The organism is Mucilaginibacter achroorhodeus (genome assembly GCF_007846095.1).
GTDB classification, from domain to species: Bacteria; Bacteroidota; Bacteroidia; order Sphingobacteriales; family Sphingobacteriaceae; genus Mucilaginibacter; species Mucilaginibacter achroorhodeus.
The window spans coordinates 288146-314056 of sequence record NZ_VOEI01000005.1; the positions used below are offsets into that span (position 1 = coordinate 288146).

Here is a 25911-nt window from a genome sequence, read left to right on the forward strand (position 1 = left end):
ATAAGTTAAAGGCATGTAACAAAGCACCGTAGGCGATAGTCAAAACTGCATAATTCCTATATTTATAGCATGGCAGTAAAAACCAGCCTGAAAGAAAATATTTCCATTGCACTGCAATCCATCGGCGGCAACCGTTTGCGAACTTCTTTAACGGCGCTGATCATTGCTATCGGTATTATGGCCCTGGTAGGAATATTAACGGCCATTGAAGGTATTAAACAGTTCACCAATGATGCCTTTGCCGGTTTAGGTGCCAACTCATTTACGGTACAAAATCGCGGTTCGGGTATTAGTTTTGGTAACGGTGGCCATCGTAAAATGTACCCGGCTATTACCTATGCACAAGCTGAAAAGTTCCTCGATATTTATAAACTACCTGCACGCACCAGTGTAGATCTTAGCGTAACCGGTACTGCCGTAGCAAAATATAACAGTGTAAAATCAAACCCCAATATTTCGGTTACCGGTAGTAACGATAATTACTTGGCTATAAAAGGCCATAAGCTGGCATTTGGCCGCAATTTTTCATTATCAGAGTTAGAACACGGAGCTAATGTTGTTATTGTAGGTGACGAAGTTAAAGCCAAACTTTTTAAGGATGAGGATCCGATAAACAAGTATATCCTATTAGGCAGCAATAAATTGAGGATCATTGGCGTAGTGGCGCCTAAAGGAAGCAATAGTTTTGGCGGCGATAAATTTTGCATTGTGCCATTGCAAAAAGCAAGGCAAATGGTAGATACATCAAGAAAAGTATCATACGCTATCACCGTAAGTGTAAACAGCCCTGATGTGTTAGATGCCAGTATAGGAGAAGCCACTTCGCTTATGCGGAACATTCGTGGTGTGAGAATTGGGCAGGACGACAATTTTGAGATCTCGCGCAGCGATTCTATTCAGCAGGAATTGTCAGGCCAACTCGCGGGCATGACCATCGCAGGATTTGCGATCGGTATCATAACCTTGTTAGGCGCAGCAATTGGCTTAATGAATATCATGTTGGTGTCTGTTACCGAGCGTACTCGGGAGATCGGCTTGAGGAAGTCGATAGGGGCCACGCCGTCGGTTATACGCAAGCAGTTTTTAATAGAAGCAATAGTAATTTGCCTGATGGGCGGCGTAGGCGGTATAATTTTAGGTATGGCCGCAGGCAACCTCATTGCAGTAAATATCAGCGGTAGTTTTGTGGTGCCATGGTTCTGGCTATTTTCAGCAATTGCATTATGCACTATTATTGGTCTTTCTTCAGGGTTTTATCCTGCAAAGAAAGCATCACGGCTTGACCCGGTTGAGGCTTTAAGATATGAGTAATAAAAAAGAAAGCCGCTTAACAAAGCGGCTTTCTTTTTTATTCTGCAAAAACAGTCTTATAACAGACTGTTTTTCAATGGGTGCTCTGTGAAAAGTTTTTTAAGATAAGCAGTGCCTAATGCTTTTTCAAAGGCCGCGGCATGGCGAGGGTGGTGCATATCACTTGATATAAAATCTACTAAATGTGCATCAACCATTTCTTCTGCCTTTTTTTGCACATGTTTGCCGTAATAACCGGTGAGGGATATAGTATTCAATTGCAAATCGCACCCCCAGCTTTTTATCGTTTGCATTTGCTCGATGCTCATGTAGCCATACCTTTCAGGGTGGGCCAGGATAGGTTTGTACCCCATATCCTTCATTTTTTGGATAACCGGAATAACATTTGGCGGCTGATTGATAAACGACAATTCAAAAAGTACGTAATTATCGCCCATGGTCATCACCCGTCGTTCTGAGATACGTTTCTCAAAAGTTTCATCAAAATAATGTTCAGCAGCGGCTTGCACTTCAATATCAATGTTCTGTGCTTTTAACTCAGCCTTTAGCGTTTCAAGAGCAGCATTGATATTTTCAGGCTCATTACGATAATAGTCTATCATAATATGGGGCGTGGCTATTATTTTTTTAATACCAAACGCCATCATTGTTTTGATCAGAACAATTGATTCCTGCGGATTTTGAGCTCCATCGTCAACTCCCGGCAAAACATGCGAATGCATGTCTACCATTATTCCACTGTAGTTTAAATTTGGATTTTGCGCGGTTACTTCCTTAGTCTTCTTTTTAAATAATCCAAACATCTTTTATCTGTCAGCGTACTGCTCTTTATAATAGTCCTGGTAGTGGCCGCTGGTCACATCATCAAGCCACTTTTGGTTAGCAAGATACCATTCTACGGTTTTTTCCAATCCTTCCTCAAAAGTTATGGATGGTTCCCAGCCCAATTCATTTTTTAGTTTGGTTGCATCTATAGCATATCTCAGGTCGTGGCCTGCCCGGTCTGTCACATAGGTGATCAGTTTTGCTGACTCACCTTGTTCGCGGCCTAATTTGCGGTCCAGTATATTACATAACAGGTGAATAAGATCAATGTTTTTCCACTCGTTATGGCCGCCTATGTTGTACGTAGTACCTGCCGCTGCTTTGTGAAATATCACATCAATAGCACGGGCATGGTCTTCAACCCAAAGCCAGTCACGTACGTTCTCCCCTTTACCATAAACCGGTACAGGTTTGTTCTGCGTAATGTTATGAATGGCCAACGGTATCAATTTTTCAGGGAAGTGATACGAGCCATAATTATTTGAGCAATTAGATATAACGGTATTTAAACCGTAAGTATCATGGTAAGCACGCACAAAATGGTCTGATCCGGCTTTAGAAGCCGAGTACGGGGAATGTGGATCATAAGCAGTATCTTCCCTGAACATATCAGTTTCACCCAGCGTGCCGTACACCTCATCTGTAGATACATGGTAAAAACGCTTGTTCTCGTAGTTGCCTTTCCAGAGGTTTTTGGCTGCGTTAAGCAGGTTAACGGTACCAACAACGTTGGTCATCACAAACTCAAGTGGGTTGGTGATAGAACGGTCAACGTGAGACTCGGCTGCCAGGTGTATCACAGCATCAGGCTTTTCCTGCTCAAATAAAGAATTTATAAAAGCAATGTCTACAATATCACCTTTAACAAACCGGTAATTGGGCAAATGTTCGATATCCTTTAAATTGGCAAGGTTACCGGCATAAGTTAACTTATCAAGATTGATGATCTGATAATCCGGGTAGTTGGTAACAAACCGGCGTACAACATGTGAGCCTATAAAACCGGCACCACCAGTGATGATGATTTTTTTTGCAGGTGTATTCATCTTACTTATAACGGATTGGCTGCAATATATTGTTCCCAAGCCCAGGCAGATGACATCATCGTATCAAGGTCAAGGTTGGCTTTCCAGTTTAGCTTTTGGGCAGATTTGGTAACGTCTCCCCATACTTTTTCAATATCACCTTCGCGCCTTGCGCCTATCTGGTAATTAAGCTCAACACCGGTTGATGCTTCAAAGGCTTTGATAACTTCTAATACGGTTGAGCCGGTGCCGGTGCCAATGTTAAATACATCGTATCCTTTAAAATCCGGTTGCTCCATTAGTTTAATAGCTGCCACGTGTGCTTTGGCAAGATCTACCACATGTATGTAATCGCGTATACAGCTGCCATCGGGCGTATTATAGTCGTTGCCAAAAACCGTGATCTTTTCACGTTTGCCTATCGCCGTCTGGGTAATAAATGGCACCAGGTTTTGTGGTACGCCTATAGGAAGTTCGCCTATTAATGCCGTTTCATGAGCGCCAACCGGGTTAAAATAACGCAAAGCCGTTATATTAAATGTACTTCCCGATTTCACAACATCTTTTAATATCTCCTCTGCAATTTGTTTGGTATTACCGTATGGAGATTCGGCTGCTTTAACAGGTGCATCTTCTGTAACCGGTAAAACATCGGGCTGGCCATACACAGTACAGCTTGATGAAAATACAAAGTTTAGTTTTTTACCTTCGTAAACCCTTAACAGGTTTATTAACGAGTAAAAGTTGTTGTAATAATATTTCAGAGGATTTTGTACCGATTCGCCAACTGCTTTTGATGCAGCAAAGTGAATGATGCCGGTAATGTCTGCTTCATCAGCAGCGAGTTGTTTTACCGCTGCTTCGTCACACAAATTAAGTTGGTAAAATTTAGGTGTAAAACCTATAATTTTAGCCAACTGGTCAAGTATCTTAATGTCTGAGTTAGAAAGGTCATCAACAATAACCGGATCATAACCGGCATTAACCAACTCTACAACGGTGTGCGAGCCAATAAAGCCCAATCCCCCGGTAACTAATATTTTCATATGTAAAGGCGTGTTTAGGGAGCGGTAAATGTACAGCTAATTATTTACTGTTTAACGCTATTTGCCTACTTATTGTAATAGGTAAAATCCTTATGTTTTATCTCGTGTTCAGGCAAAGACTTAAAATAATTGTAAGTGATCTTCAAACCTTCCGCACGGGATACCTTTGGCTCCCAGCCTAAAATTGCTCTTGCTTTGGTAATATCCGGTCTGCGTTGCTTTGGGTCATCGGTTGGCAAGGGCAGGCTTATCAACTCCTGGTTTGTACCGGTAAGTTTAATGATCTCTTCCCCAAATTCCTTTATGGTTATCTCATCCGGGTTACCGATATTCATGGGCTGTGCATAGTCGCTGAACAGCAATCGGTAGATACCCTCTATCAGGTCATCAACATAACAGAACGAACGGGTTTGCGAACCATCGCCGAACATGGTTAACGGCTCGCCACGCAAAGCCTGGCCGATAAAGGCAGGTAAAACACGGCCATCATTAAGGCGCATACGCGGGCCGTAGGTATTAAAGATGCGCACAATGCGGGTTTCCAAACCATGGAAGGTATGGTAAGCCATGGTGATGGATTCCTGGAAACGTTTTGCCTCATCATACACACCACGCGGACCAACCGTATTTACGTTACCCCAGTATTCTTCTGGCTGGGGGTTAACGGTTGGGTCGCCATAGATCTCTGATGTTGAAGCAATAAGCATACGTGCATTTTTAGCACGAGCCAAACCCAGCAGGTTGTGCGTACCCAATGAACCTACCTTTAAAGTTTGGATCGGAATCTTTAAATAATCGATAGGGCTGGCCGGCGATGCAAAATGCAGGATGTAATGCAGTTCGCCCGGCACATGCACAAATTTGGAAACATCGTGGTTGTAGAACTCAAAGTTCTCGAGTTTGAACAGATGCTCAATGTTGCGCAGGTCGCCGGTTATCAAATTATCCATGCCAATAACATGGAAATTCTCTTTTATAAATCTATCGCAAAGATGCGAGCCGAGAAACCCGGCTGCACCTGTTATCAGTACTCTTTTACGTTCGGCCATTAGCTTATAATTTTACGTCCGATACTGTTGTAATAAAATCCAAGGTCGATCATTTTTTGCAGGTCGTATAGGTTACGGCCGTCAAATATTACCTTGCTTGGTAGTAATTCAACCAATTTGTTAAAATCAGGTGTGCGGAACACAGACCACTCAGTAACAATCAGTAACGCATCGGCACCATGTAGTGCTTCATATTGGTCCTGTGCATAATTAATTTTATCACCAAGCAGTGCTTTCACATTTTTCATACCCTCAGGGTCATAAACTGTTACCGTTGCACCACCTGCAAGTAATTCATCAATAATGTATAAAGCCGGTGCTTCACGGATATCATCTGTTTCGGGTTTAAAGGCAAGGCCCCACATTGCAAAGTGTTTACCTTTAATGTCACCGTTATAGTATTTCTTCAGTTTTTGAACCAATACCTTTTTCTGTATCTCGTTAACCTTCATCACCGAGTTAAGGATCTTAAACTCGTACTGATTTTCTTCTGACGATTTTGCCAAGGCCTGTACATCCTTAGGGAAACAGCTACCTCCGTAACCGATACCCGAGAACAGGAAGCGGTTGCCAATACGGTTATCTGACCCTATGCCCCGGCGTACCATATCTACATCCGCTCCAACAACTTCGCACAGGTTGGCAATCTCGTTCATGAAAGAGATCTTAGTAGCAAGGAATGAGTTTGCTGCGTATTTGGTAAGTTCTGAAGAACGCTCATCCATAAAAATTACCGGGTTACCCTGGCGTACATATGGTGCATAAAGTTCGCCCATTAATTTGCGGGCACGTTCATCGGTAGTGCCTACAACCACGCGGTCGGGCTTCATAAAGTCATCAACGGCTACACCTTCGCGTAAAAATTCAGGGTTTGATACCACTGCACACTCTATGTTGGTGTTTTCCTTGATAGCCGCTTTAACCTTATCTGCGGTACCTACAGGTACGGTTGATTTAGTAACAATAACTTTGTAGTCGGTAACCAGTTTGGCAATATCTTTTGCAGCACCAAGCACGTAGCTCAGGTCGGCAGAGCCATCACCACCCGGAGGGGTTGGCAATGCCAGGAAAATAATTTCTGCATCGGCAATCGCATCAGCTAATACGCTGGTGAAAAGCAAGCGCTTTTGGCTGATGTTACGATGGAAAAGCAATTCTAAACCCGGTTCGTAAATCGGAACCTTTCCGTCCTGCATCATCTTAACTTTTTGTTCGTTAATATCAACGCACGTAACCTGGTTGCCGGTTTCGGCTAAACACGTACCGGTTACAAGACCAACATAGCCTGTACCTACTACAGCAATTTTCATAGCTTATGATTTGTTATTTGTTACTTTTATACCCGACGAAGATAGTACTATTACCATAAAAAATGCTTTTCATTTACAACATCGGCATTCATTTATTCTACCTAACGGCAGCTTTGTTTTCTCTTTATAAAAATAAAGCCAAACTATGGATAAATGGGCGAAAACATCAGCAAATAAAGTCTTTAGAATCGAGCATTTGGTTTCATTTTGCCTCATTGGGCGAGTTTGAACAGGGAAGGCCGGTTTTAGAGGCCGTAAAGAAGCAATACCCGCTTCATAACATTGTTGTTACCTTTTTTTCACCTTCCGGCTATGAGCCGCGAAAGAACACGCCACTTGCTGATGTTGTGTATTATTTACCCCTTGATACGGCGGCCAATGCCCAACATTTCATCAGCACAATAAGGCCACAGATGGCCGTTTTTACCAAATACGAATATTGGCATCACTTTTTTAACGAGTTACACAAACAGCATATACCGTTGTATATCATCTCGGGCATATTCAGACCGGGGCAGGTTTTTTTTAAGTGGTATGGTGGCTTGCATCGTAAAATGTTAAAAATGGTTACCTGGTTTTTTCTGCAGGATGCACAATCCAAGCAGCTTTTACATGATATAGGAATAACTAATGTAAGCATAAGCGGCGACACCCGCTTTGACAGGGTTTGGGCTAACGCAGGTAATCCAAAAAACTTACCGGAGATAGCGCAATTCAAAAATGGCCAAAAGCTTTTTATAGCAGGCAGCACCTGGCCGCAAGACGAAGAACTGATAGCCGAATTTATTAAACAACACCCTGATTGGAAATTTATAATAGCCCCACACGAAACAAGCGAAGAAAAGATAAAGAGTTTAACAAACCTATTGCCGACAGAAACGACTATAAAGTTTTCGGAGATCTCAAATCTCAAATCTAACATCTCAAATCTGGTAATAGATAACATCGGTATGCTATCTTCACTTTATCAATATGCAGATATAGCTTATATAGGCGGCGGCTTTGGGGAAGGCATTCATAACACCTTAGAGGCAGCGGCCTTTGGAATGCCGGTGATATTCGGCCCAAAGTATCATAAATTTAAAGAAGCACGAGACCTGGTAGAGTTGGGTGCAGGTTTTACCATTAATTCTCAGGATGAATTAAATCAAATCGCTGACAAACTCATGGGCGATGAGCAAGCCCGCCATGCAGCAGTTGTTATTGCTAAAGATTATGTGCAGCAAAATATTGGCGCCACAGAAACAATAGTCAACTACATTAAAGCGCAACACTGATAGCATTTATTGATTTCACTAACATTTTCTTTAATATTGCCCGCCTATGGGTTTTCTTCATATTGATGGCTTAGGTAAGGCGCATTATCATGAGTACGGCACAGGTAGCAAACCTATGCTGGCGTTTCATGGTTACGGCATGACGGGGAGACAATTCCATGTGCTCGAAAAATCAATTCTAAACGATTTCCATGTGTATGGTTTTGATCACTTCTTTCATGGTGAGAGTGCCTTAACCGGTTGGAGCGAACAACAGATCCTCACCGGTATGCCACGCCACTTGGTGAAGGCTTATGTTAAAGAATGGTTTAAACTACATGGCAGGCAGCGTTTCTCCGTGATGGGCTATTCCATCGGTGCAAACATTGCGCTTATACTGGTAGAAGAATATCCCGGCCTTATAGATGAAGTGATACTGATGGCGCCCGACGGCCTTGCCGTTTATAAAGGTTTTGAGATATTGATGCACAAGCCCTGGGGCCGGTACATGTTTAAGGTTGTCACCAAAAGCAAATGGCTTGCACCCTCGCTGCTAAAAAACCTAAAACGGGTGAACTTTATCGATGATAGCCTTTATACAATAGCTTATAACGAGATAGACACCGAAAAGAAACGGCTGGATGTTTACTATACGCTTAATCTTATTCGCCTGCTTAAGCCGGATGTGCAGAAAATAGCCGAACTAATTAATCAGCATGATATTAAATGCACGCTGATATTTGGAAAGCATGATAATTTGTTCCCAAAGAAAGCGGCGTTACCTTTTATAAGCAGTTTACAAAACGCCCATGTGCATGAGGTAGATATGGGCCACTGGTTGGTTACCAAACAACTGGACGAATATTTAGTTAATTTACCACAATGATCCCAGCCCGTAGAGTAAACCTTTTTAGTAACTGGTTCGCCAAATACATGCGCTACCGCATGCGTAAAGCTTTTAACCGGTTAGAGGTAATGCCATTTACCCCAAAACCAGGGCACTCTATACTACTATTATGTAACCATTTTAGCTGGTGGGACGGGCTTTGGGGTAATTTTTTATCATACTGGCACCTGCACCGCAAGTTGTACATTATGATGCAGGAAGATCACCTGCAAAAACGGATGCTGCTGAACCTATTTGGTGGTTTTTCCATCAACCGGCAATCGCGCGAGATGATCAAGTCTCTGCAATATGCAGCAGGCCTGCTGGCAACCCCCGAAAACCTGGTAGTAGTATTCCCGCAGGGCGAGCTGGTATCAAACCATACCACGGAGATCAAGGTTGAACGTGGCATTGAGTTGCTGCTGCGGAATATAAAAGGCCCCTGCCAAATTGTTTACAATTGCGCATTGATAGATTATTTTGAAAGTCTTAAACCATCCGTATATTTCCATTTATTTGATTGTGGCGTAGCCGGCGAGGTGAGTTTTGGCGAGTTGTCTGAAAAGATAAATACCTTTCATAAACAAGCACTTGCCGCACAGGTAAATGTAGAGCATTAAGGGCCTATGATATATCCGCAAAAGAATAAATTGATCAAGTGGTTTTTCCATAACTACATCATGCGGATAGTGGCTCAAAATTTTGAGCAGGTAAAATTCAACGATATTCCGGTCGACAGATCAAAGTCCGTGTTGTTGATAGCCAACCATTTTAGCTGGTGGGATGGATTTTTGATGTATTATATTAACCACCAACTTTTAAAAAAGCAGTTTCATGTAATGGTGCTGGAAGAAACGGTGAAAAAGATCGGCTTTTTTAAATACCTGGGGGCGTTCTCTGTAAGCAAGGGCTCGAGGGATGCCATAAAAAGTATAAATTATGCTGCCGAACTATTAAAGGATTCGGATAGTCTTGTCCTCATTTTTCCGCAGGGCGAGTTGCACTCTAACTTTGCGGATGATATAGCGTTTGAAAAAGGCATTACCCGGATAGCAGAAAGATCGGGCGCAAAGCATCAAACCATTTTTTCAGCAACATTTGTGGAGAACTTGCAGTACAAAAAGCCAACTGCCAGCGTTTATTTAAAAACAATAGCCGAACAAAAATCCGGCGCTGACGTAATAGAGTTACAGCAAGCTTATCAGGAACATTACAATGATGCCCTGGCGCAGCAAACCAAATTAACTGTATAAAGTGATCATAGCCCTTTACGTGACTTTCTTTTTCTTGATCATTAGGTTTACAGTAACGCTGTTCAACTTCGTATCAAACCCCAAACTGCCGCGTATAAGTCGTCATTACCAGGATAAAGTTTCTATCTTAATTCCTGCACGTAACGAGGCAGAAGATATATTAACCTTGCTTCATTCTATTGACCAGCAAAACTACCAGAATTACGAGGTGATCGTGTTAGATGATAACTCTACCGATGATACCTTTTCTATTTGCGATACTTTCGCAGCAACGCATCCAAAATTTAAGGTAGTAAAAGGCCAACCGCTTGAAGAAGGATGGTTGGGTAAAAACTACGCGTGTTTTCAATTAGCGCAATTAGCCACGGGCAAGTACCTCATGTTTTTAGATGCTGATGAAAAAGTGTACAATGGTTTGCTTAATAGCGCTATCCACCGCATGAACCTTCGCAGCTTAAGCTTACTGAGTTTATTCACCAACCAGGAAATGCGCAGCACGGGCGAAAAGGTGGCTGTACCATTAATGCATTATATATTACTGAATTTATTGCCGCTTAGATTGGTTTACCTTGTTCGCAGCGCAGCGCTATCTGCAGCAAGCGGGCAGTTTATGATGTTTGATGCATCGGTGTACCGCGAATACCAGTGGCACCAGTTGGTGAAAAACAAAGTGGTGGAAGATGTGGAGATCATGAAGCTGGTAAAATCATCCAAACTAAATGGTGAAGCGCTGCTGGCAAACGGTATGATCAGTTGCCGTATGTACAAAAGTTATAACAAGGCTTTAAATGGCTTTGGTAAAAACTTTCTGGCGGCTTTTAATTATAACATTATAGGCTTTTCGTTATACCTGCTTATTATTATAGGTGGGCCTGTGATGGTAATAGCCACCGGTAAGCCCGGTTTAATATCTATGGCGGTAACATTGATCTTATCAGCCCGGTTGATGATCTCGCTATTAGCCGGACAAAGCGCCTGGCGCAATTTTTTATGGCATCCGCTGCAAATGCTGGCTTTGCTGCACATTGGCGTAACATCAATACAGCAACGCCTTACTAAAACAACCGTATGGAAAGGCAGAAAGATATCGTAAAACCGGCTAAAGTTGCCATTATTGTTATCGTCTTGTTTCATGTAGTGGGGCTGGTAGGTTTTGCCATTCCGGCATTCCAGCCGCTTTTTAAACAATTAGTACCGTATCACTTATTATTGATGCTGGTGGTGATTGTTTTATCTCACAAATGGCTTGATGGTAAATTTCTGTTCTTCGTGCTTTTGATTGCAGCCCTTGGCTTTACCGCCGAGTGGGTAGGCGTGCATAAACATTGGCTTTTCGGCGATTACAATTATGGTAAAACTTTAGGATTTAAGCTCTTAGATATCCCATTGTTGATAGGCGTAAATTGGTTTTTGTTAATTTACAGCGCAGGCGTAGCCATGCAACACAGCCGCTTAAGAAACCCCCTTGTCAGGATAATTATTGGCGCGGCTTTATTGGTCTTGCTTGATGTGTTGATAGAGCCAGTCGCTATCAAATTTGATTATTGGAGTTGGGAAACTGCCACAATACCCCTTAAAAATTATGGATGCTGGTTTGGTGTAAGTGTTTTGCTGTTAAGCTTGTTTGAATCGTTCGGCTTTAAAAAACAGAATTTTGCTGCGCTTGTGCTGCTTATAACTCAGTTCCTGTTTTTTGGATTGTTAAATTTGATCGGTTAAATATCCCGTATGTCATGGTGGTCCTGTCGAACCATTTGCTGCATTGGTCTTCAACAAACTCAATCGGCTTTAACCCACACCAAAGAAATATCTAACACTATTTTAAGAAATTAACGTTTAAGGTTTAGCGTTTACAATTTAGCATTAGTATTTTTGCACAAATGGGCTCTTACAACTTACAGGTTACGATAGATCAGGACTCGGGCTTTTGCTTTGGGGTGGTGTACGCTATTGACATGGCCGAAGAAATTTTGGCAGAAGATGGGTATCTGTATTGCCTGGGCGATATTGTACACAATGATGAAGAAGTTGAGCGCTTAAAAGCACAGGGGCTTAAGATTATCGGTCATGAAGATCTAAAAAACCTGCGCAACGAGAAGGTTCTGATCCGTGCACATGGCGAGGCCCCTGAAACTTACCGCACTGCTTTAGAAAATAACATTACGCTGATTGATGCCTCATGCCCTGTGGTTTTAAAATTGCAAAACCGCATCAAATCATCTTACGATAATAAAGAGAACATCCTCATTTTTGGTAAACACGGCCATGCCGAGGTTATTGGTCTGCAAGGCCAAACCAACGGAGATGCACTGGTTTTCCAGGATATAAGCGAGTTGGACGATGCCGAATTACCTGCAAGTTTTACGCTGTATAGCCAAACTACTAAAAGCATGGATAAATTTTACAGCGTAAAAGACGAATTGCTTAACCGTGGTTATGAGGTAAAAGCTAATGATACCATTTGCCGCCAGGTAAGTAACCGCGATAAAGACCTGCCGCTATTTGCCACTAAGTTTGATAAGGTAGTTTTTGTATCGGGTAAAAAATCATCTAACGGCAAAGTGCTGTACGAGGTATGCAAAAAGCATAACCCCAATACCTATTTCGTTTCTTCTATTGAGGAGTTAAACCCTAATATGTTTTCACCTAATGACAAGGTAGGTATTGCCGGCGCTACATCTACACCAATGTGGCTAATGCAAAAGGTGAAGGCCGAATTGGAAAAATATTAATATGAGGAAATTGCCGGCACTGATACTTATCATATTCTCTGCCTGCGAATCCGGGCCGAAAGGCGATCTTTACAAAGTAACGGATCCTTCGGGTAACCTTGAGGGGTATGTGAATGCCAAACATGATACCGTTATACCACTCGGCAAATACCAGCTTTGCTTTACCGATACTTTTAAATATCTCGCATTTGTAATTAAAGGATCTGAAATGCTTGCCATTGACCGCAATGAGAAGGTGTTGTTTAAGCCTTTCCCTTTTGATAATGGCCCGGATTATGAGAGTGAAGGTTTTTACCGCGCTATTGACGACAGTAAAAGGATAGGGTATGCCGATACTGCCGGCAATATCGTTATCAAACCACAATTCGGCTGCGCATTCCCTTTTGAAAAGGGCTTGGCTAAAGTAAGTTATGACTGTAAAACAATTGAACTTGGTGAGGGCCATTCGGTTTGGGAAAGTGATAAATGGTTCTATATTAATAAACAAGGCAAGCGCGTGAAATAACGGAACAGCTTTTGCCTTTACTCTTACAAAAACTGACTTTGCAAAAATCACCTACATATACCGGTCTATTAGTAGCCCTTTTGGTGCTGGGATGTTGGGCTGCATCAATTATTCTGCTGATGCAATGGCAGGTTGATTTCAGCAACCCTGTGCTTTACCTGTTTATCTTGTTGCAGATGCATCTTTACACGGGGCTATTTATTACTGCGCATGATGCCATGCATGGTTCAATAGCGCCCAAGCCATGGATAAATAAGGCAGTAGGGTTTATCAGTACATTTCTTTATGCATCTTTTTGGTACCCCAAGCTGTATAATAAACACCATTTACATCACAGCCATGTACATACCCATGATGACCCTGATTATCACGATGGTAACTTTTTTAGATGGTATGTACAGTTCATACGTAATTATTTGTCGATATGGCAGATAGTTATCATGGCCGTAGTTTTTAATGTTTTAAAACTTGGGCTTCCGCAGGCTAATCTGCTGCTGTTTTGGGTAGTGCCATCTTTGTTGAGTACCCTGCAACTTTTTTATTTTGGTACTTATTTGCCTCACAAAGGCGAACACGATAACAAGCACCAATCGCGCAGTTTACCTCGCAACCATTTGTTAGCCTTTTTTACCTGCTATTTTTTTGGCTATCATTATGAGCATCATGAGTCGCCCTGGCTGCCCTGGTGGAAGTTATGGAAAGCACCGGAACCACCAAAACACAATTAATTGTTTGTATAATCGGTTGCAATTTTTTCCCTGTTTGGTGCTATCATCATTTTGCAATAATAAGCGCCGCCACAACTGGTTAGGGCTTTTTTCTGTACATTTGCAGCCTATATCATTATGGCAAAAAAGGGAGTTTTACTGGTTAATTTAGGTACACCTGATAGTCCGTCAACAGCGGATGTACGTAAATATCTTGATGAGTTTTTGATGGATCCACGGGTTATTGATGTTAACCCGGTACTGCGCACTTTTTTGGTTAAAACCATCATCGTTCCGTTCAGGGCGCCTAAGTCGGCCAAATTATACCAGGCCATCTGGGATAAGGAAACCGGCTCTCCACTATTGCATTACAGTCTGTTACAACAAAAAATGCTGCAGGAACGCCTCGGTGATAACTACGTGGTTGAGCTGGCCATGCGCTATCAAAGTCCATCTATTGATTCCGCATTGGCAAGGCTGAAAGAAGCTTTGATAGGCGATATCCTTGTTATTCCGTTGTTTCCGCAGTATGCGTCTGCCAGTACCGGATCGGTGCATGAAAAAGTGATGCGAATTGTGAAGGATTGGCAAACTGTTCCGCAGATCACTTTCATCAACTCGTTCCATAATGATGACTTGATGATCGAAACCTTTGCAGATAATGCCCGTCGCCATAACCCGGATAATTATGATCATATATTGTTCAGCTTCCATGGCTTGCCTCAACGCCAGCTCAAAAAGTGCGACCATACCGGTAGCTACTGCCTGCAAAAAGCCGGATGCTGCGATACTTTAAACGATACCAACAAGTTGTGTTATTCTGCACAATCACACGATACTGCCAGGTTGATCGCTGAAAAAATGAACCTGCCTAAAGAAAAATACACAGTTTGCTTTCAATCTCGCCTGGGCAGCGACCCATGGGTACAGCCTTACACCAGCGAAGTCGTAGAACATCTGGCTAAAGAAGGTAAAAAGCGACTACTGGTATTTTGCCCTGCCTTTGTAAGTGATTGCCTCGAAACGGTTTTCGAAGTTACTCACGAATACGGCGACGAATTTAAAGCCCTGGGCGGCGAACATGTACAATTGGTAGAAAGCCTTAACGCCGAACCGAAGTGGATTGATGCCTTGGAAAGAATGGTGAAGGAAAACTAATCGAGAGGGAATCAGGACTTTTAGAGTCACGAGTCAAGATTGGAGAATAGTCTGTAATTGCGAGTAGCAATTGTACCATTTGGCGAGTAGTTAATGGCGTGTTGTTATTTTTGTTAACTTGTCTTAACCAATCACAACGTCAATGAGAAAATTAATTACCTTAATTATTCTTACAATTTTTTTCTTTTCAGCATTTGCCCAAACAGACAAAGAGGATATCAAGAAAACAATCAACACGCTTTTCGATGGTATGCGCAAAGGTGACAGCACCATGTTGCGGTCAGCATTTCATAAGGATATGGTGCTACAAAGCGTCGCCAACAAAAAAGATGGTACCACAGTATTGATCACTGAAAAAGGCGACGACTTTGTGAAGCAAGTAGGTACACCGCACAAAGATGTTTACGACGAACGTATTACTTGGGGCGATATGAAAATTGATGGCGCTTTAGCCAGCGTTTGGACACCTTATAAATTTTATCTCGGTAGCCAGTTTAGCCATTGCGGCGTTAATTTTTTCCAGTTGATGAAAACATCGCAAGGCTGGAAGATCATTTACATTGTGGATACTCGCCGTAAGGATAACTGCCCGGAGTAAAAAGTTTACACCAGATCTGCCACAATTTTAGCAGACAGTAGGCACAGCGGTATACCACCACCAGGATGTACACTTCCACCGCAGAAATACAGCCCCTTAATTTTGGATGATTTGTTTGCGTGCCTTAAAAAAGCTGCAAATTGGTTGTTTGAGCTGGTGCCGTAAATGGAGCCTTTGTATGATGAGGTTTTTAGCTCGATGCTTCTTGGGTCAAGGATGCTTTCGTTTTCTATAAGCTTACTGATGTCTTCTTTTAGCAATCGTGAAAGTTTGGCCTGAATGTTAGTTCGCGCTTCGGCTATCAGTTTATCCCATTCCTGCCCGCTGTTGGCAGGTACATTTATCATCACAAACCAGTTCTCACTGTTGGTTGGCGCATCATCCCGTTTTAATTTTGATGAGATGTTAAGGTAAACCGTAGGGTCATGATAAATGCTTTGCTTTTGCCAGATGTGTTCAAATTCGGCCTTGTAATCTGCGCTGAAGAATATATTATGCAGATCAAGCTCAGAAAATTGCTTTTTTACACCCCAATAAAATATCAAAGCCGAACTACTGCGTTCCTGTTCGAGCGTTTTTTTAGGATGCAGATTTGGACGGTCTGCTAACAGCTTTTTGTAGGTGAACCAGACATCCATGTTTGATATGACTACATCAGCCTCTACAACTTTCTCTTTTGTCCGTACGCCTCTGATCTTTTCTCCCTCAATAATTATTTCATCAACCGCAGTGTTGTAAGTGAATTTTACGCCTAATTGTATTGCAAGTCTAACAAGGCTTTGGGTTATGGCGTACATGCCACCCTCCGGGAACCATGCGCCAAAATGATGCTCCAGATGAGGGATAACATTTAGCGTGGCAGGTGCATGGTACGGGTTTGAGCCATTGTAAGTAGCATACCGGTCAAAAAACTGCACGATGCGCGCATCTTTAAAGGCATTGGTATTGGCTTTATGCATGGTGCGCATGGCATCTATCTGCGGCAGCCTGAATATTGACCTAATAGTATCCCAGCGAAGATAGGTCTGCAAGCGATGCAGCGACCGCTCTAAAAAAACATGGTTGGTGATCTCGTAAATATCCCGGCTGTTGGCCAAATGTTTAACCACCGCTTGGGCAGAATCGGCGGTTTTATTTGCTATCTCCTCAGAAAACTTTTCGGTATCGGCATACGCATGCAGTCGCGTACCATCTTCGTAGAAGTAATTGCAGACTACATTAAGCTTTTGGTAATTGAAATATTGGCGAGGATCTCTACCTGCAAGTTGAAATAACTCGTCAACATACTGCGGCATGGTGAACAGGCTGGGCCCGGCATCAAAGCGGTAACCGTTCTGCTCAAACTGAGATAACTTGCCACCAGCGTAGCTGTTGGCCTCAAAAATCTCAACCTCGTAACCTTTAACAGCTAAACGGATAGCCGTAGCGATACCCGCCACACCTGCACCTATAATAACGGCTTTTTGTTGAGGCATGCGGCAAAGATAAGGTAAAGGTTCGCTCTGATAAACAAAAAATGTCATTGCGAGCGAAGCGCGGCAATCTCACAGGATTGTCTTGGAGACTTGCCTCCGGGATTGCCGCGTTTCCGGGTATTCATCGGAATCCTCGCAATAACATTGATTATTTATTAATCATACCAGTGCATGACTATGCATGCACCCCTTCAGCAATTTCTTCAATTGCTTTGGCGTTAAAGGCATCCAGGTCGTCTGGCGTGCGGCTGGTTACCAAACCGTTATCGGTTACAACTTTTTCATCTACCCAATCCGCGCCTGCGTTTTTAAGGTCGGTTTGTAGCGATGGATATGAGGTCATGCGACGGCCTTTCAGTTCACCTGTTTCTATCAATAATTGCGGCCCGTGGCAGATAGCGGCCAACGGTTTACCGGCATCTAAAAATGCTTTGGCAAATGCTACTGCTTCCTTGTTCTGGCGCAACTTGTCGGGGTTTAAAACACCACCCGGCAAAACCAGTGCGTCGTAATCATCGGGGCTGGCGTTGCTCAATTCTTTATCAACGTCTACCTCTATCCCCCAATCGGTATGGTTCCATGCTTTAATTTTTCCGCTTTTTGGCGAAATAATGTGTACGGTGGCACCCGCAGCTTCTAATGCTTCTTTTGGGCTGGTTAATTCAACCTGCTCAAATCCTTCTTCTGTAAGTATTGCTACTTTTTTATTGCTTAAATCAGCCATAATAATATTTGTTTTTAATAGGTTATTTACTATTAACTACAAGTGAATATTTCTATGGTTTTAAGAAAATTGAGATTGATGGTTTGTAATTTGGAATGTAAAGATCAGATTCTTCGCTATCGCTAAGAATGACAAGGAATAAAAAAAGGACAGCCAACCGGCTATCCCTTTTTTATTTAAATACGAAGGTTTAATCTCTAACCTTCAATCGCAAATCTCTAAACGGCTACGCTTTGGCCGATCAAATTCTTTGATGCAAGGTATTCTGCAATTTGTACGGCGTTGGTGGCAGCACCTTTACGCAGGTTATCTGATACTATCCAGCAGTTTAAAGTATTTGGCTGCGTTTCGTCGCGGCGAAGGCGGCCTACAAACACTTCATCCTTATCATGCGCATCAAGCGGCATTGGATATTTAAGGTTGGCAATATCATCAACCACCACAACACCAGGTGCGTTGGCTAATACTTCGCGAACTTCGCTCAAGTCGTATTCGTGAGCAAATTCAATATTCACTGATTCTGAGTGGCCACCCATAACCGGGATACGCACAGTAGTTGCTGTAACCGCAATGCTGTCGTCGCCCATTATTTTTTTGGTCTCCAGTATCATTTTCATCTCCTCTTTGGTGTAACCATTCTCGGTAAACACGTCTATCTGAGGGATAACATTAAGGTCGATAGTATAAGGGTAAACCTTAGGCCCATCAACACCATTACGCTCATTAAATAATTGGTCAACCGCTTTAACGCCTGTGCCGGTTACAGACTGGTAGGTTGATACCACAACGCGCTTGATTTTATAACGGTCGTGCAGTGGTTTCAATGCCACTACCATTTGTATGGTTGAACAATTTGGGTTGGCTATGATCTTATCTTCGGCAGTTAAAACATCAGCGTTAACTTCAGGCACAACCAGCTTCTTGGTTGGGTCCATACGCCATGCAGATGAATTATCTATTACAGTTATACCTGCATCAGCAAATAAAGGGGCCTGCTCCAATGAAGTGCTTCCGCCGGCGCTAAAAATAGCAACATCGGGCTTTTGCTTAATCGCATCCTCGGCAGAAACAATCTTGTATTGCTTACCCTTAAAAGTGATCTCTTTACCAATACTTTTAGCGGATGCAACGGGAATTAATTCTGTAACGGGGAAGTTGCGTTCATCAAGAACCTGCAACATTTTAGTGCCTACCAGGCCGGTAGCACCAACTACTGCGACTTTCATTGTTTGTTTACGTATAAATTGTTTATTAAATATTCCAAATATGCGGTTTTTTTCGCTAACCAGCTAATAAAAAAGTCTACTGTTTTAGTATAATTATCTATCAGGGCGTTTGTAAACATTAAGATAGGTTGGCCGTTTATAATGCATAAAACTCTGCCTTTAATTTCAATTTCCTACATTTGCTGCAAACTGTGTTTGAATGACCGAAAAGATATTCGTGATCGGCGCCAACGGCCAAATAGGCACCGAACTGGTAGCTGCTTTAAGAGCAATTCATGGTGCAGAAAATGTAATTGCATCAGATATCAATAGCCCTAATTATGCTTTGCGCAATACCGGCCCGTTTGAGTATGCAAACGTGCTGGATAAAGATAACCTGCATCACCTGTTTGATAAACATAAACCAACGCAAGTTTATTTGCTTGCGGCAATACTATCTGCCGTTGGCGAGCAGAAGCCTAAAATGGCCTGGGATTTAAATATGACCGGCCTTTTGCATGTGCTTGATTTTGCCGTTGAGTTTAAAGTGCAGAAGGTTTTTTGGCCAAGCTCTATCGCAGTATTTGGCCCACATTCTCCGCAGTACAACACACCGCAATATTGCGTAATGGACCCTAACACGGTTTATGGTTTCAGTAAACTTGCAGGTGAACGCTGGTGCGAGTATTATTTTGAAAAATATGGATTAGATGTACGCAGCTTACGTTATCCGGGCCTTATTGGCTGGCGGGCTAACCCGGGCGGTGGTACAACAGATTATGCCGTGCATATTTTCCATGAGGCATTAAAGCATAAAAAATATCAAGGTTTTTTATCGGCGCAAACGGCTTTGCCGATGATGTATATGGATGATGCCATTCGCGCCACGCTTACTTTGATGGATGCGCCGGCAGAGAATATCACAATCCGCTCAAGCTATAACCTGGCAGGTATAAGTTTCACACCCGAGGAAATTGCTTCTGAAATAAAGAAACTAATGCCTGAATTTGAAATGAGTTATGCTGATAACGACCCGCGCCAGGCCATAGCCGATAGCTGGCCGAAATCGATAGATGATAGCCAGGCACAACAGGACTGGGGCTGGCAGTTACAATACGATCTTGCGAAGATGACGGAAGATATGCTAACTAATTTAAAAAACGTAATTTAGAGCCCCTGATCCCTTAAGGGGATAAGAGGTTTTAATGGTATAACAATAAAAAAAAGTCCAGCTACCCCTTTAGGGTGCTGGGGGGCAAAATGGGAAGAGCATTCGAATTCCGGAAAGAGAGAAAATTTAAGCGCTGGGCCAAAATGGCGGTGCAGTTTACCCGACTGGGTAAGGAGATAGTGATGGCTGTTAAAGCGGGTGGCGGCGACCCTACTACCAACTCGCGCCTGCGCACCGCGGTGCAAAATGCTAAGGCTGTTAATATGCCTAAAGATAGGGTAGAGGCCGCTATTAAGCGTGCCACAAGCCGCGATGAGAAGGATTATGATGAGTTGGTTTACGAAGGTTACGCGCAACACGGTGTAGCTATTTTGGTAGAGACCGCCACTGATAATACAAACCGTACCGTAGCCAATGTGCGCAGTTACTTTACAAAATACGGAGGTACCTTAGGTAAAACAGGTTCATTGGATTTTGTATTTGCGCGTAAATCTGTTTTCAGGTTTGATCCCGGAGAACGTGATCTGGAAGAACTGGAATTTGAACTAATTGATGCTGGTTTGGAAGATCTTTTTGTTGAGGCCGATGAGGAAGGAAATGATGTTGCCGTTATCCATACCGCTTTTGAAGATTTTGGTAAAATGCAGAAGACTTTGGAAGAAATGGGTATCGAAACCAAATCTGCCAAACTGGAACGCATCCCGCTTTCAACAACTAATGTTACAGAAGAACAAGCTGCCGATGTATTGAAGATTGTTGACCGTTTAGAGGAAGACGACGACGTGCAGGCGGTTTATCATAACATGGCGGAGTAATTCGCCGATTTGAAAATTTGAAGATGTGACGATTTGAAAATTACTCGCATCTTCAAATTTTCAAATTAAGTAATTTTCAAATCTAACATTATGCCTTTACTATCAACACGCAAGCAGGAGAAAAAGGTTAAATTAACCTTTGCCAATGGTTTACTTTTTGTGGAGAAAGAAGATGGTAAGCAACAAGCTTTCCCGCTGGAGTGGTTCCCAAAGCTTTTAAATGCTACCGATGAGGAGCGTGCCGACTGGAGCCAAACCGATAAAGGCATTCGCTTTAACCAACTGGATACTGACGTATCTTTATAAAAGAATCAAGAGATAGGGAGTCAAGAGCCAAGATTAAAATGTCTTGACTCTTGATTCTTGTTTCTTATATCTGCTAACTATGACTTTCGAAGAGTTTTTTAGAAAAAAGAAGATAGACCTGATGGCCATGCAGTTAGCAGAGCCCGGACTTTTCTCTGAATTTAAAGAACATTACGAAGTAATGGGCGAAAAGAGTTTCGACCATACCAAGAAATACTGGTTCAATAAATTGCGTTTGCAATATCGCCTGGCACCCGAAGTGAAAGAGGAAAAAGTGGTAATTGAAAACCGCCTGGCCGAACAAACCATTGTTGAATCTCTCACCGAACCAGCTGCTGCCAATGTTGGTTTTAAACCGCGCTTTAAAGCAGGTGCTGCTACTGCTAAGCCTGTTGAAGCTATAACTGAACCAACGGCTGAACATAAAACGTTAACTGACACTACGGCACAATCAAATACAGAGGGAGCTGAGCCAGCCGCTAAACCTGCCGGATTTAAGCCGCGTTTTAATGCCAAAACTATAGCGCCTAAAGCAGGTGAACCTGCTAACGAAGATAAGCCGGAGATTGACGCATCTGCCGAAATATCTGCGACACCAAAGCCCGCAGGCTTTAAACCGCGGTTCAACGCTGCAAAGATGGCACCTAAGGCAGAAGAGCAGGTTGCAGAAACCAAGCCGGTAGAAGATAAACCCATCCACACACCAGCTCCGGATGATCCACCTGCCGAAGCGTCCCCTGTACCAAAACCTGCCGGTTTTAAACCAAGATTTAACGCGGCGAAAATGGCACCCAAAAAAGAAGATACCTTTGAACAGGAGGTTCCTATGGAAATAAAGGCAGATGACCTTGATTCTGTTAGCGAGAGAACCAAGGAAGCTGATAATGAAGACATCGAAATTAAACCAGCCGCAGAGGTTGGGCCTAAAATGGGTTTTAAACCACGATTCAATCCAAAAAATACAAAACCTCAGCCACCAAAAACCGAGGAATGAACTATGAATACGGAAGATCTTTTTAACCAGGACAGAGGAAGCAGTGAGAAAAAAGAGCAGAAGCAAAGCCCACTGGTAAGCCTTGAACGCGATATTAAATTTTTTAATGATTCTATAAAGGAGGTTGCCATTGATATTATGGTCGAGGGCTTATCTGCCACCCCGATATTTGTAGCTCATCAACACGAAGTTAAACTGGGTGAGGTGATCCTTGACCGCAACGAACTGAACACCGAATGGAGTATACACGCCTCAACAATTGAAGAGTTTGTAGACCGCGGCATTATCAAGCCCGAACTGAAAGAACGTTTTTTAAGCAGTTATAAAAATCCCAATGATTTTATGTGCCTGTTTGTGATTGTGCCTGAGGGGGCAAACTTTGTTTATTATCCGTATATAAAAGGCTGAAATGTTGTAATCTTATAAGGTTGGAATGTTAGTTTTATAATATATAATCTAATAACTTTACAACCTTTAAACGTTCCAACATTACAACAATTCAACCATGCCAGACAGAAAGATCCTCATATTAAATAGTCAGCAGATACAGCAAAAGATAGATCGCATTGCTTACCAGGTGCTGGAGGATAATTTTGATGAAGAAGAGGTAATTATTGCCGGCATCCTTCCACGAGGTAACCATGTTGCCGAACGTTTAAAGGCAGTGCTGGACAACATTGCGCCGTTTAAAACTCAATTGCTTAGCATAGAGCTGGATAAGCAAAGCAGCCAGTTGCATGCAAATACTAATTTTAAGGTAGAAGACTGCGCTAACAAAGTTATCATCCTGGTTGATGATGTTTTGAACAGCGGTAAAACACTTGCTTATGGTTTCGGCGTTTTTTTAGATGTGCCATTAAAGAAGCTGCGTACCGTGGTTTTGGTAGACCGTAACCATAAAAACTTCCCTGTAACAACAGACTATGCCGGCATGGCGCTCTCAACCGTAATCAAACAACATATTGACGTTGTGATCAATGTTGAAGGCGAGGAAGACGCGGTTTATTTGATGTGATATTCTCTATTTATTTGTAGCCAGCAAATACATAATATTTTCAGGCGTAAGATCTGCGAAGCTTTCCGCTACTACTGACGCTTTGCTATAATGCGGTTCGCGTTCGGCAAGTTTAGTTTCTATCAATTCAACAAGTTCCTGTCCCTTTTTGCCCTGCAGAACCGGCCGGGGTGTTTTAGCATTCTCTAAACGCGAAGCCAGCATTTTAGGTGTCAGCTTCATGTAAACGGTTTGGCCCCTGGCATTCATCCAATCCATATTGTTAAAAAAGCAGGGTAACCCGCCACCGGTTGATACAACGGCATTTTCCGGATAAATGGTTTCCTTAAGTATTTTCGATTCCTGCTTACGGAAAGCTTCTTCGCCATGTTCGGTAAAATAATCAGAGATGCGAGTGCCGGTCTGTTCTTCAAACTTATGGTCAAGATCAATAAAATCGTACTCCAAAGCTGCAGATAATTTACGGCCCATAGTGGTTTTGCCGCAACCCATAAATCCAACTAAAAATATAAGGCCCATCTATTTTGATAAATAATTTTTAACCAGATCGTCATACATCGGCATGTTGTGGTAATGCCACTTGTTTACAACAGTGCCGTTTTTCAACAACATGATGCCGGGGTTACTTCTCACCATGGTTTTTAGCGGCACGCCATCAGCGTAAAACAGTTCGCTAACCAATTTGTGTTCTTTGGCAAACTGCTGCGCTTGTTCCGGTGCGTTAGCGGTAAGGAATATTACCCTTGTGTTGTAGTTTTGTATCAGGTTTGCGGCTAAGGCGTTTGCTTTTGCAACTGCGTCCTGGTCCGTTTTTGAAAGATCGTAGGCTACAATAACCAAGCTATAGAACGGAGTGCTTAACAATTCCTGATTGTAATTATTACCCTGCGCATCCTGAATGTTCAGGTCCCTTATCTTGGGCTCAAAACCTTTCTTCACCAGCCTGCTCTCCGGGGTGCCTTGTACCTGCCAATTAGTATCTTTCCAGATACCGCTTTTGATGTACTCTTTGTCAGTGATCTTTTTAGAGTCTTTCGTTTTTTTATTTACAAGTGTGTAGGTAATTTCAAACTCATCCGGCTTAGCACCTGGCGGCGTTTTCATCTCCTCTAAAATATTTGCCCCAACTTTATAAGGAAGAAAATCTACAACCGGTAAAAAATTATAGGTATACAAGCCAAAGCCCAATGCCAATACCGTTGCGGCAACAATTGCCCGGTCTCCCGACTTGGCGCTAAGTAAAGGTTTAATAGTTTTACGGTTGCGAAATAGCACCAGTACCAGCAACAGCAACACCATGTCTTTGGCGAAAGATTCCCAAGGTGTTAACGGTATAGCATCGCCAAAGCATCCGCAGGTTTGTACAACTTTGAAAAAGGCGGAATAAAAAGTAAGGAATCCAAAAAAGATGATCAGCAGCAACAGCCCCCAAACTACCTTAATAGCCCGCGCGCCTGTCAGCAAAGCAAAACCCAATATCATTTCAAGGGCGCAAAGCACAATGGCCATGCTTAATGCGAGATTGTTTAACGCTGTGAGATGGAATACCTCAAAGTATTCCTCAAGCTTATAAGAAAAACCAAGCGGGTCGTTTGCCTTTATCAACCCCGAGAAGATAAAAAGCAAGCCAACAGCGATCCTGCAAAACCAAATTAATCCGTTTTTCATTTAACCCCTAATTTTATTAACGCAAACACGGAGTAATTTAGCATGTCCTGATAGTTAGCCTTTACACCTTCAGATGCCAGTGTTTGTCCCTGGTTGTCTTCTATTTGTTTTACGCGCAGCAGCTTCATCAAGATCAGATCGGTAAGCGAGCTGATGCGCATTTCGCGCCATGCTTCGCCGTAATCGTGGTTTTTTGCGAACATCAGGTTGCGGGTTTCCTGCACCTTACTGTCAAATATCGCTTCTACCTCATCAGGATTCAGCTCTAAAGGAGTTTCCGGCCCGCAATCCAGTTGCATCATGGCTATCACACAATAGTTTACAATGCCTATATATTCACCGGTAATATCATCGCCAACTTTTGATACCTGTTTTTCTTCGAGCGTACGGATGCGTTGCGCCTTAATAAATATCTGGTCGGTGATAGATTGTAACCTTAAAATACGCCAGGCGGTACCGTAATCGCGGGTTTTTTTAATAAAAAGACTGCGGCAAACGTTAATAACTGCGTCAAATTCTTCTGCTGTATTGCTCAAGAGGTTGTAATGTTTTAAAGTTGGGTTTAATTAACGAGAATCGATTTCAACAACGAATCCTCGCAAGAATTTTCTTTGTCGTGTCAGCAGAATTTTCGAAAACAGATCGAAATTCGCCAAAATAGTAGAATTGGCCATCGGTGAATCTTATCAAGAAAAGATTAAAGGATATTCTTTTCACATATTTAAATTTATAAGATGGAATTATTTTTCTCCTTAAAAATTTTTCAATGACAAAGTTTTCCTCATCCCATTTTACGCTGCTAAATGAATACCAAATTAAGTTAACAATCGTAAGCATTCCTAACAGAAACAACCAAAAAATTGAAGAAGACACCAGA

Annotated in this window: 29 protein-coding genes; 18 read left to right on the forward strand and 11 right to left on the reverse strand. The window is 42.5% G+C overall.

The window, feature by feature from the left end; all coding sequences use genetic code 11:
* Nucleotides 1–69 precede the first annotated feature (69 nt).
* A complete protein-coding gene (locus FPZ42_RS14965; RefSeq protein ID WP_146272522.1) occupies nt 70–1311 on the forward strand; it encodes an ABC transporter permease in 1242 nt (413 codons plus the stop codon).
* Nucleotides 1312–1367: 56 nt separating this feature from the next.
* On the opposite strand, the gene FPZ42_RS14970 is transcribed toward FPZ42_RS14965, so the two are convergent.
* From FPZ42_RS14970 to FPZ42_RS14990, 5 genes are all read right to left on the reverse strand, one after another.
* Complete coding sequence (locus FPZ42_RS14970) at nt 1368–2114, reverse strand: tyrosine-protein phosphatase (RefSeq protein ID WP_146272524.1); 747 nt, start codon at nt 2112–2114, stop codon at nt 1368–1370.
* A gap of 3 nt (nt 2115–2117) precedes the next feature.
* Nucleotides 2118–3182, reverse strand: coding sequence for a dTDP-glucose 4,6-dehydratase (gene rfbB, locus FPZ42_RS14975; RefSeq protein WP_146272526.1), 1065 nt, complete (start codon nt 3180–3182; stop codon nt 2118–2120).
* Nucleotides 3183–3187: 5 nt separating this feature from the next.
* Entirely contained in the window at nt 3188–4207 is a 1020-nt protein-coding gene (gene galE / locus FPZ42_RS14980) for a UDP-glucose 4-epimerase GalE (RefSeq protein ID WP_146272528.1), read from the reverse strand.
* 65 nt (nt 4208–4272) lie between these two features.
* Nucleotides 4273–5256, reverse strand: coding sequence for a UDP-glucuronic acid decarboxylase family protein (locus tag FPZ42_RS14985; RefSeq protein ID WP_146272530.1), 984 nt, complete (start codon nt 5254–5256; stop codon nt 4273–4275).
* Nucleotides 5256–6566 (reverse strand): UDP-glucose dehydrogenase family protein, encoded by a 1311-nt coding sequence (locus FPZ42_RS14990; RefSeq protein ID WP_146272531.1) that lies wholly within the window; start codon nt 6564–6566, stop codon nt 5256–5258. Before FPZ42_RS14990 ends, FPZ42_RS14985 begins: the two co-directional genes overlap by 1 nt.
* Nucleotides 6567–6628: 62 nt before the next feature.
* Here FPZ42_RS14990 and FPZ42_RS14995 point away from each other — a divergent pair, with 62 nt between their 5' ends.
* From FPZ42_RS14995 to FPZ42_RS15045, 11 genes are all read left to right on the forward strand, one after another.
* Complete coding sequence (locus FPZ42_RS14995; protein WP_146272533.1) at nt 6629–7843, forward strand: 3-deoxy-D-manno-octulosonic acid transferase; 1215 nt, start codon at nt 6629–6631, stop codon at nt 7841–7843.
* A 46-nt stretch (nt 7844–7889) separates the two neighbouring features.
* On the forward strand, nt 7890–8708 hold the full coding sequence (locus tag FPZ42_RS15000; protein WP_146272535.1) for an alpha/beta fold hydrolase: 819 nt from the start codon (nt 7890–7892) through the stop codon (nt 8706–8708).
* Nucleotides 8705–9328 carry a lysophospholipid acyltransferase family protein gene (locus FPZ42_RS15005; protein ID WP_146272537.1) on the forward strand — a complete coding sequence of 208 codons (624 nt, stop codon included), beginning with the start codon at nt 8705–8707 and terminating at the stop codon, nt 9326–9328. The genes FPZ42_RS15000 and FPZ42_RS15005 overlap by 4 nt, the downstream gene beginning before the upstream one ends.
* A 6-nt stretch (nt 9329–9334) precedes the next feature.
* A complete protein-coding gene (locus FPZ42_RS15010) occupies nt 9335–9961 on the forward strand; it encodes a lysophospholipid acyltransferase family protein (protein WP_146272539.1) in 627 nt (208 codons plus the stop codon).
* A 1-nt stretch (nt 9962) separates the two neighbouring features.
* On the forward strand, nt 9963–11054 hold the full coding sequence (locus tag FPZ42_RS15015) for a glycosyltransferase family 2 protein (protein WP_146272540.1): 1092 nt from the start codon (nt 9963–9965) through the stop codon (nt 11052–11054).
* On the forward strand, nt 11030–11680 hold the full coding sequence (locus FPZ42_RS15020; protein ID WP_146272542.1) for a carotenoid biosynthesis protein: 651 nt from the start codon (nt 11030–11032) through the stop codon (nt 11678–11680). The genes FPZ42_RS15015 and FPZ42_RS15020 overlap by 25 nt, the downstream gene beginning before the upstream one ends.
* 161 nt (nt 11681–11841) lie before the next feature.
* Entirely contained in the window at nt 11842–12693 is an 852-nt protein-coding gene (locus FPZ42_RS15025; RefSeq protein ID WP_146272543.1) for a 4-hydroxy-3-methylbut-2-enyl diphosphate reductase, read from the forward strand.
* A gap of 1 nt (nt 12694) precedes the next feature.
* Nucleotides 12695–13198, forward strand: coding sequence for a WG repeat-containing protein (locus tag FPZ42_RS15030; protein WP_146272545.1), 504 nt, complete (start codon nt 12695–12697; stop codon nt 13196–13198).
* An 11-nt stretch (nt 13199–13209) separates the two neighbouring features.
* On the forward strand, nt 13210–13926 hold the full coding sequence (locus FPZ42_RS15035) for a fatty acid desaturase (protein WP_261382311.1): 717 nt from the start codon (nt 13210–13212) through the stop codon (nt 13924–13926).
* Between the two features lie 117 nt (nt 13927–14043).
* A complete protein-coding gene (gene hemH / locus FPZ42_RS15040; RefSeq protein WP_146272547.1) occupies nt 14044–15063 on the forward strand; it encodes a ferrochelatase in 1020 nt (339 codons plus the stop codon).
* A 142-nt stretch (nt 15064–15205) separates the two neighbouring features.
* A complete protein-coding gene (locus tag FPZ42_RS15045; protein WP_146272549.1) occupies nt 15206–15661 on the forward strand; it encodes a nuclear transport factor 2 family protein in 456 nt (151 codons plus the stop codon).
* Nucleotides 15662–15666: 5 nt separating this feature from the next.
* Here the strand turns inward: FPZ42_RS15045 and crtD are convergent, their stop codons facing one another.
* The 3 genes from crtD to FPZ42_RS15060 all read right to left on the reverse strand — a co-directional run bounded on the left by crtD (nt 15667) and on the right by FPZ42_RS15060 (nt 19086).
* Nucleotides 15667–17136, reverse strand: a complete 1470-nt coding sequence (gene crtD, locus FPZ42_RS15050) for a 1-hydroxycarotenoid 3,4-desaturase CrtD (protein WP_146272551.1) — start codon at nt 17134–17136, stop codon at nt 15667–15669.
* A gap of 175 nt (nt 17137–17311) precedes the next feature.
* Nucleotides 17312–17860 carry a type 1 glutamine amidotransferase domain-containing protein gene (locus FPZ42_RS15055; protein ID WP_146272553.1) on the reverse strand — a complete coding sequence of 183 codons (549 nt, stop codon included), beginning with the start codon at nt 17858–17860 and terminating at the stop codon, nt 17312–17314.
* Nucleotides 17861–18078: 218 nt separating this feature from the next.
* Nucleotides 18079–19086, reverse strand: a complete 1008-nt coding sequence (locus tag FPZ42_RS15060; RefSeq protein ID WP_146272555.1) for an aspartate-semialdehyde dehydrogenase — start codon at nt 19084–19086, stop codon at nt 18079–18081.
* Nucleotides 19087–19285: 199 nt separating this feature from the next.
* On the opposite strand from FPZ42_RS15060, the gene FPZ42_RS15065 reads away from it, so the two are divergent.
* The 6 genes from FPZ42_RS15065 to FPZ42_RS15090 all read left to right on the forward strand — a co-directional run bounded on the left by FPZ42_RS15065 (nt 19286) and on the right by FPZ42_RS15090 (nt 23366).
* A complete protein-coding gene (locus FPZ42_RS15065) occupies nt 19286–20236 on the forward strand; it encodes an NAD-dependent epimerase/dehydratase family protein (RefSeq protein ID WP_146272557.1) in 951 nt (316 codons plus the stop codon).
* Nucleotides 20237–20325: 89 nt separating this feature from the next.
* Nucleotides 20326–21051 (forward strand): YebC/PmpR family DNA-binding transcriptional regulator, encoded by a 726-nt coding sequence (locus FPZ42_RS15070; protein ID WP_146272559.1) that lies wholly within the window; start codon nt 20326–20328, stop codon nt 21049–21051.
* Between the two features lie 90 nt (nt 21052–21141).
* Nucleotides 21142–21357: a DUF2442 domain-containing protein gene (locus tag FPZ42_RS15075; protein WP_146272561.1), complete on the forward strand. Its 216-nt coding sequence runs from the start codon at nt 21142–21144 to the stop codon at nt 21355–21357.
* Nucleotides 21358–21436: 79 nt separating this feature from the next.
* On the forward strand, nt 21437–22351 hold the full coding sequence (locus tag FPZ42_RS15080) for a hypothetical protein (protein ID WP_146272563.1): 915 nt from the start codon (nt 21437–21439) through the stop codon (nt 22349–22351).
* 3 nt (nt 22352–22354) lie between these two features.
* Complete coding sequence (locus tag FPZ42_RS15085) at nt 22355–22759, forward strand: hypothetical protein (protein WP_146272565.1); 405 nt, start codon at nt 22355–22357, stop codon at nt 22757–22759.
* 97 nt (nt 22760–22856) lie between these two features.
* Complete coding sequence (locus FPZ42_RS15090) at nt 22857–23366, forward strand: phosphoribosyltransferase family protein (protein WP_146272567.1); 510 nt, start codon at nt 22857–22859, stop codon at nt 23364–23366.
* 6 nt (nt 23367–23372) lie between these two features.
* Here the strand turns inward: FPZ42_RS15090 and FPZ42_RS15095 are convergent, their stop codons facing one another.
* Genes FPZ42_RS15095 through FPZ42_RS15105 form a run of 3 tightly spaced genes read right to left on the reverse strand, consistent with a single transcriptional unit; the run spans nt 23373 to nt 25570 of the window.
* The gene (locus FPZ42_RS15095) at nt 23373–23885 is read right to left on the reverse strand and encodes a shikimate kinase (RefSeq protein ID WP_146272569.1); all 513 of its coding nucleotides are present in this window, start codon (nt 23883–23885) and stop codon (nt 23373–23375) included.
* Nucleotides 23886–25034 (reverse strand): BT_3928 family protein, encoded by a 1149-nt coding sequence (locus FPZ42_RS15100; protein ID WP_146272571.1) that lies wholly within the window; start codon nt 25032–25034, stop codon nt 23886–23888.
* Complete coding sequence (locus FPZ42_RS15105) at nt 25031–25570, reverse strand: DUF1599 domain-containing protein (protein WP_146272573.1); 540 nt, start codon at nt 25568–25570, stop codon at nt 25031–25033. The genes FPZ42_RS15100 and FPZ42_RS15105 overlap by 4 nt, the downstream gene beginning before the upstream one ends.
* Between the last annotated feature and the right edge of the window lie 341 nt (nt 25571–25911).

Bases quoted from the DNA above. Each gene is read 5' to 3' on its own strand.
- FPZ42_RS14990 (WP_146272531.1), bottom strand. From the start codon at position 6,566: ATGAAAATTGCTGTAGTAGGTACAGGCTATGTTGGTCTTGTAACCGGT.
- FPZ42_RS15020 (WP_146272542.1), top strand. From the start codon at position 11,030: ATGGAAAGGCAGAAAGATATCGTAAAACCGGCTAAAGTTGCCATTATT.
- FPZ42_RS15010 (WP_146272539.1), top strand. From the start codon at position 9,335: ATGATATATCCGCAAAAGAATAAATTGATCAAGTGGTTTTTCCATAAC.
- FPZ42_RS15045 (WP_146272549.1), top strand. From the start codon at position 15,206: ATGAGAAAATTAATTACCTTAATTATTCTTACAATTTTTTTCTTTTCA.
- crtD (WP_146272551.1), bottom strand. From the start codon at position 17,136: ATGCCTCAACAAAAAGCCGTTATTATAGGTGCAGGTGTGGCGGGTATC.
- FPZ42_RS15030 (WP_146272545.1), top strand. From the start codon at position 12,695: ATGAGGAAATTGCCGGCACTGATACTTATCATATTCTCTGCCTGCGAA.
- FPZ42_RS15095 (WP_146272569.1), bottom strand. From the start codon at position 23,885: ATGGGCCTTATATTTTTAGTTGGATTTATGGGTTGCGGCAAAACCACT.
- FPZ42_RS15075 (WP_146272561.1), top strand. From the start codon at position 21,142: ATGCCTTTACTATCAACACGCAAGCAGGAGAAAAAGGTTAAATTAACC.
- FPZ42_RS15065 (WP_146272557.1), top strand. From the start codon at position 19,286: ATGACCGAAAAGATATTCGTGATCGGCGCCAACGGCCAAATAGGCACC.
- hemH (WP_146272547.1), top strand. From the start codon at position 14,044: ATGGCAAAAAAGGGAGTTTTACTGGTTAATTTAGGTACACCTGATAGT.
- rfbB (WP_146272526.1), bottom strand. From the start codon at position 3,182: ATGAATACACCTGCAAAAAAAATCATCATCACTGGTGGTGCCGGTTTT.
- FPZ42_RS14985 (WP_146272530.1), bottom strand. From the start codon at position 5,256: ATGGCCGAACGTAAAAGAGTACTGATAACAGGTGCAGCCGGGTTTCTC.
- FPZ42_RS15085 (WP_146272565.1), top strand. From the start codon at position 22,355: ATGAATACGGAAGATCTTTTTAACCAGGACAGAGGAAGCAGTGAGAAA.
- FPZ42_RS15070 (WP_146272559.1), top strand. From the start codon at position 20,326: ATGGGAAGAGCATTCGAATTCCGGAAAGAGAGAAAATTTAAGCGCTGG.
- FPZ42_RS15100 (WP_146272571.1), bottom strand. From the start codon at position 25,034: ATGAAAAACGGATTAATTTGGTTTTGCAGGATCGCTGTTGGCTTGCTT.
- galE (WP_146272528.1), bottom strand. From the start codon at position 4,207: ATGAAAATATTAGTTACCGGGGGATTGGGCTTTATTGGCTCGCACACC.
- FPZ42_RS15080 (WP_146272563.1), top strand. From the start codon at position 21,437: ATGACTTTCGAAGAGTTTTTTAGAAAAAAGAAGATAGACCTGATGGCC.
- FPZ42_RS15055 (WP_146272553.1), bottom strand. From the start codon at position 17,860: ATGGCTGATTTAAGCAATAAAAAAGTAGCAATACTTACAGAAGAAGGA.
- FPZ42_RS15005 (WP_146272537.1), top strand. From the start codon at position 8,705: ATGATCCCAGCCCGTAGAGTAAACCTTTTTAGTAACTGGTTCGCCAAA.
- FPZ42_RS15090 (WP_146272567.1), top strand. From the start codon at position 22,857: ATGCCAGACAGAAAGATCCTCATATTAAATAGTCAGCAGATACAGCAA.
- FPZ42_RS14995 (WP_146272533.1), top strand. From the start codon at position 6,629: ATGCTTTTCATTTACAACATCGGCATTCATTTATTCTACCTAACGGCA.
- FPZ42_RS14965 (WP_146272522.1), top strand. From the start codon at position 70: ATGGCAGTAAAAACCAGCCTGAAAGAAAATATTTCCATTGCACTGCAA.
- FPZ42_RS15000 (WP_146272535.1), top strand. From the start codon at position 7,890: ATGGGTTTTCTTCATATTGATGGCTTAGGTAAGGCGCATTATCATGAG.
- FPZ42_RS15025 (WP_146272543.1), top strand. From the start codon at position 11,842: ATGGGCTCTTACAACTTACAGGTTACGATAGATCAGGACTCGGGCTTT.
- FPZ42_RS15060 (WP_146272555.1), bottom strand. From the start codon at position 19,086: ATGAAAGTCGCAGTAGTTGGTGCTACCGGCCTGGTAGGCACTAAAATG.
- FPZ42_RS14970 (WP_146272524.1), bottom strand. From the start codon at position 2,114: ATGTTTGGATTATTTAAAAAGAAGACTAAGGAAGTAACCGCGCAAAAT.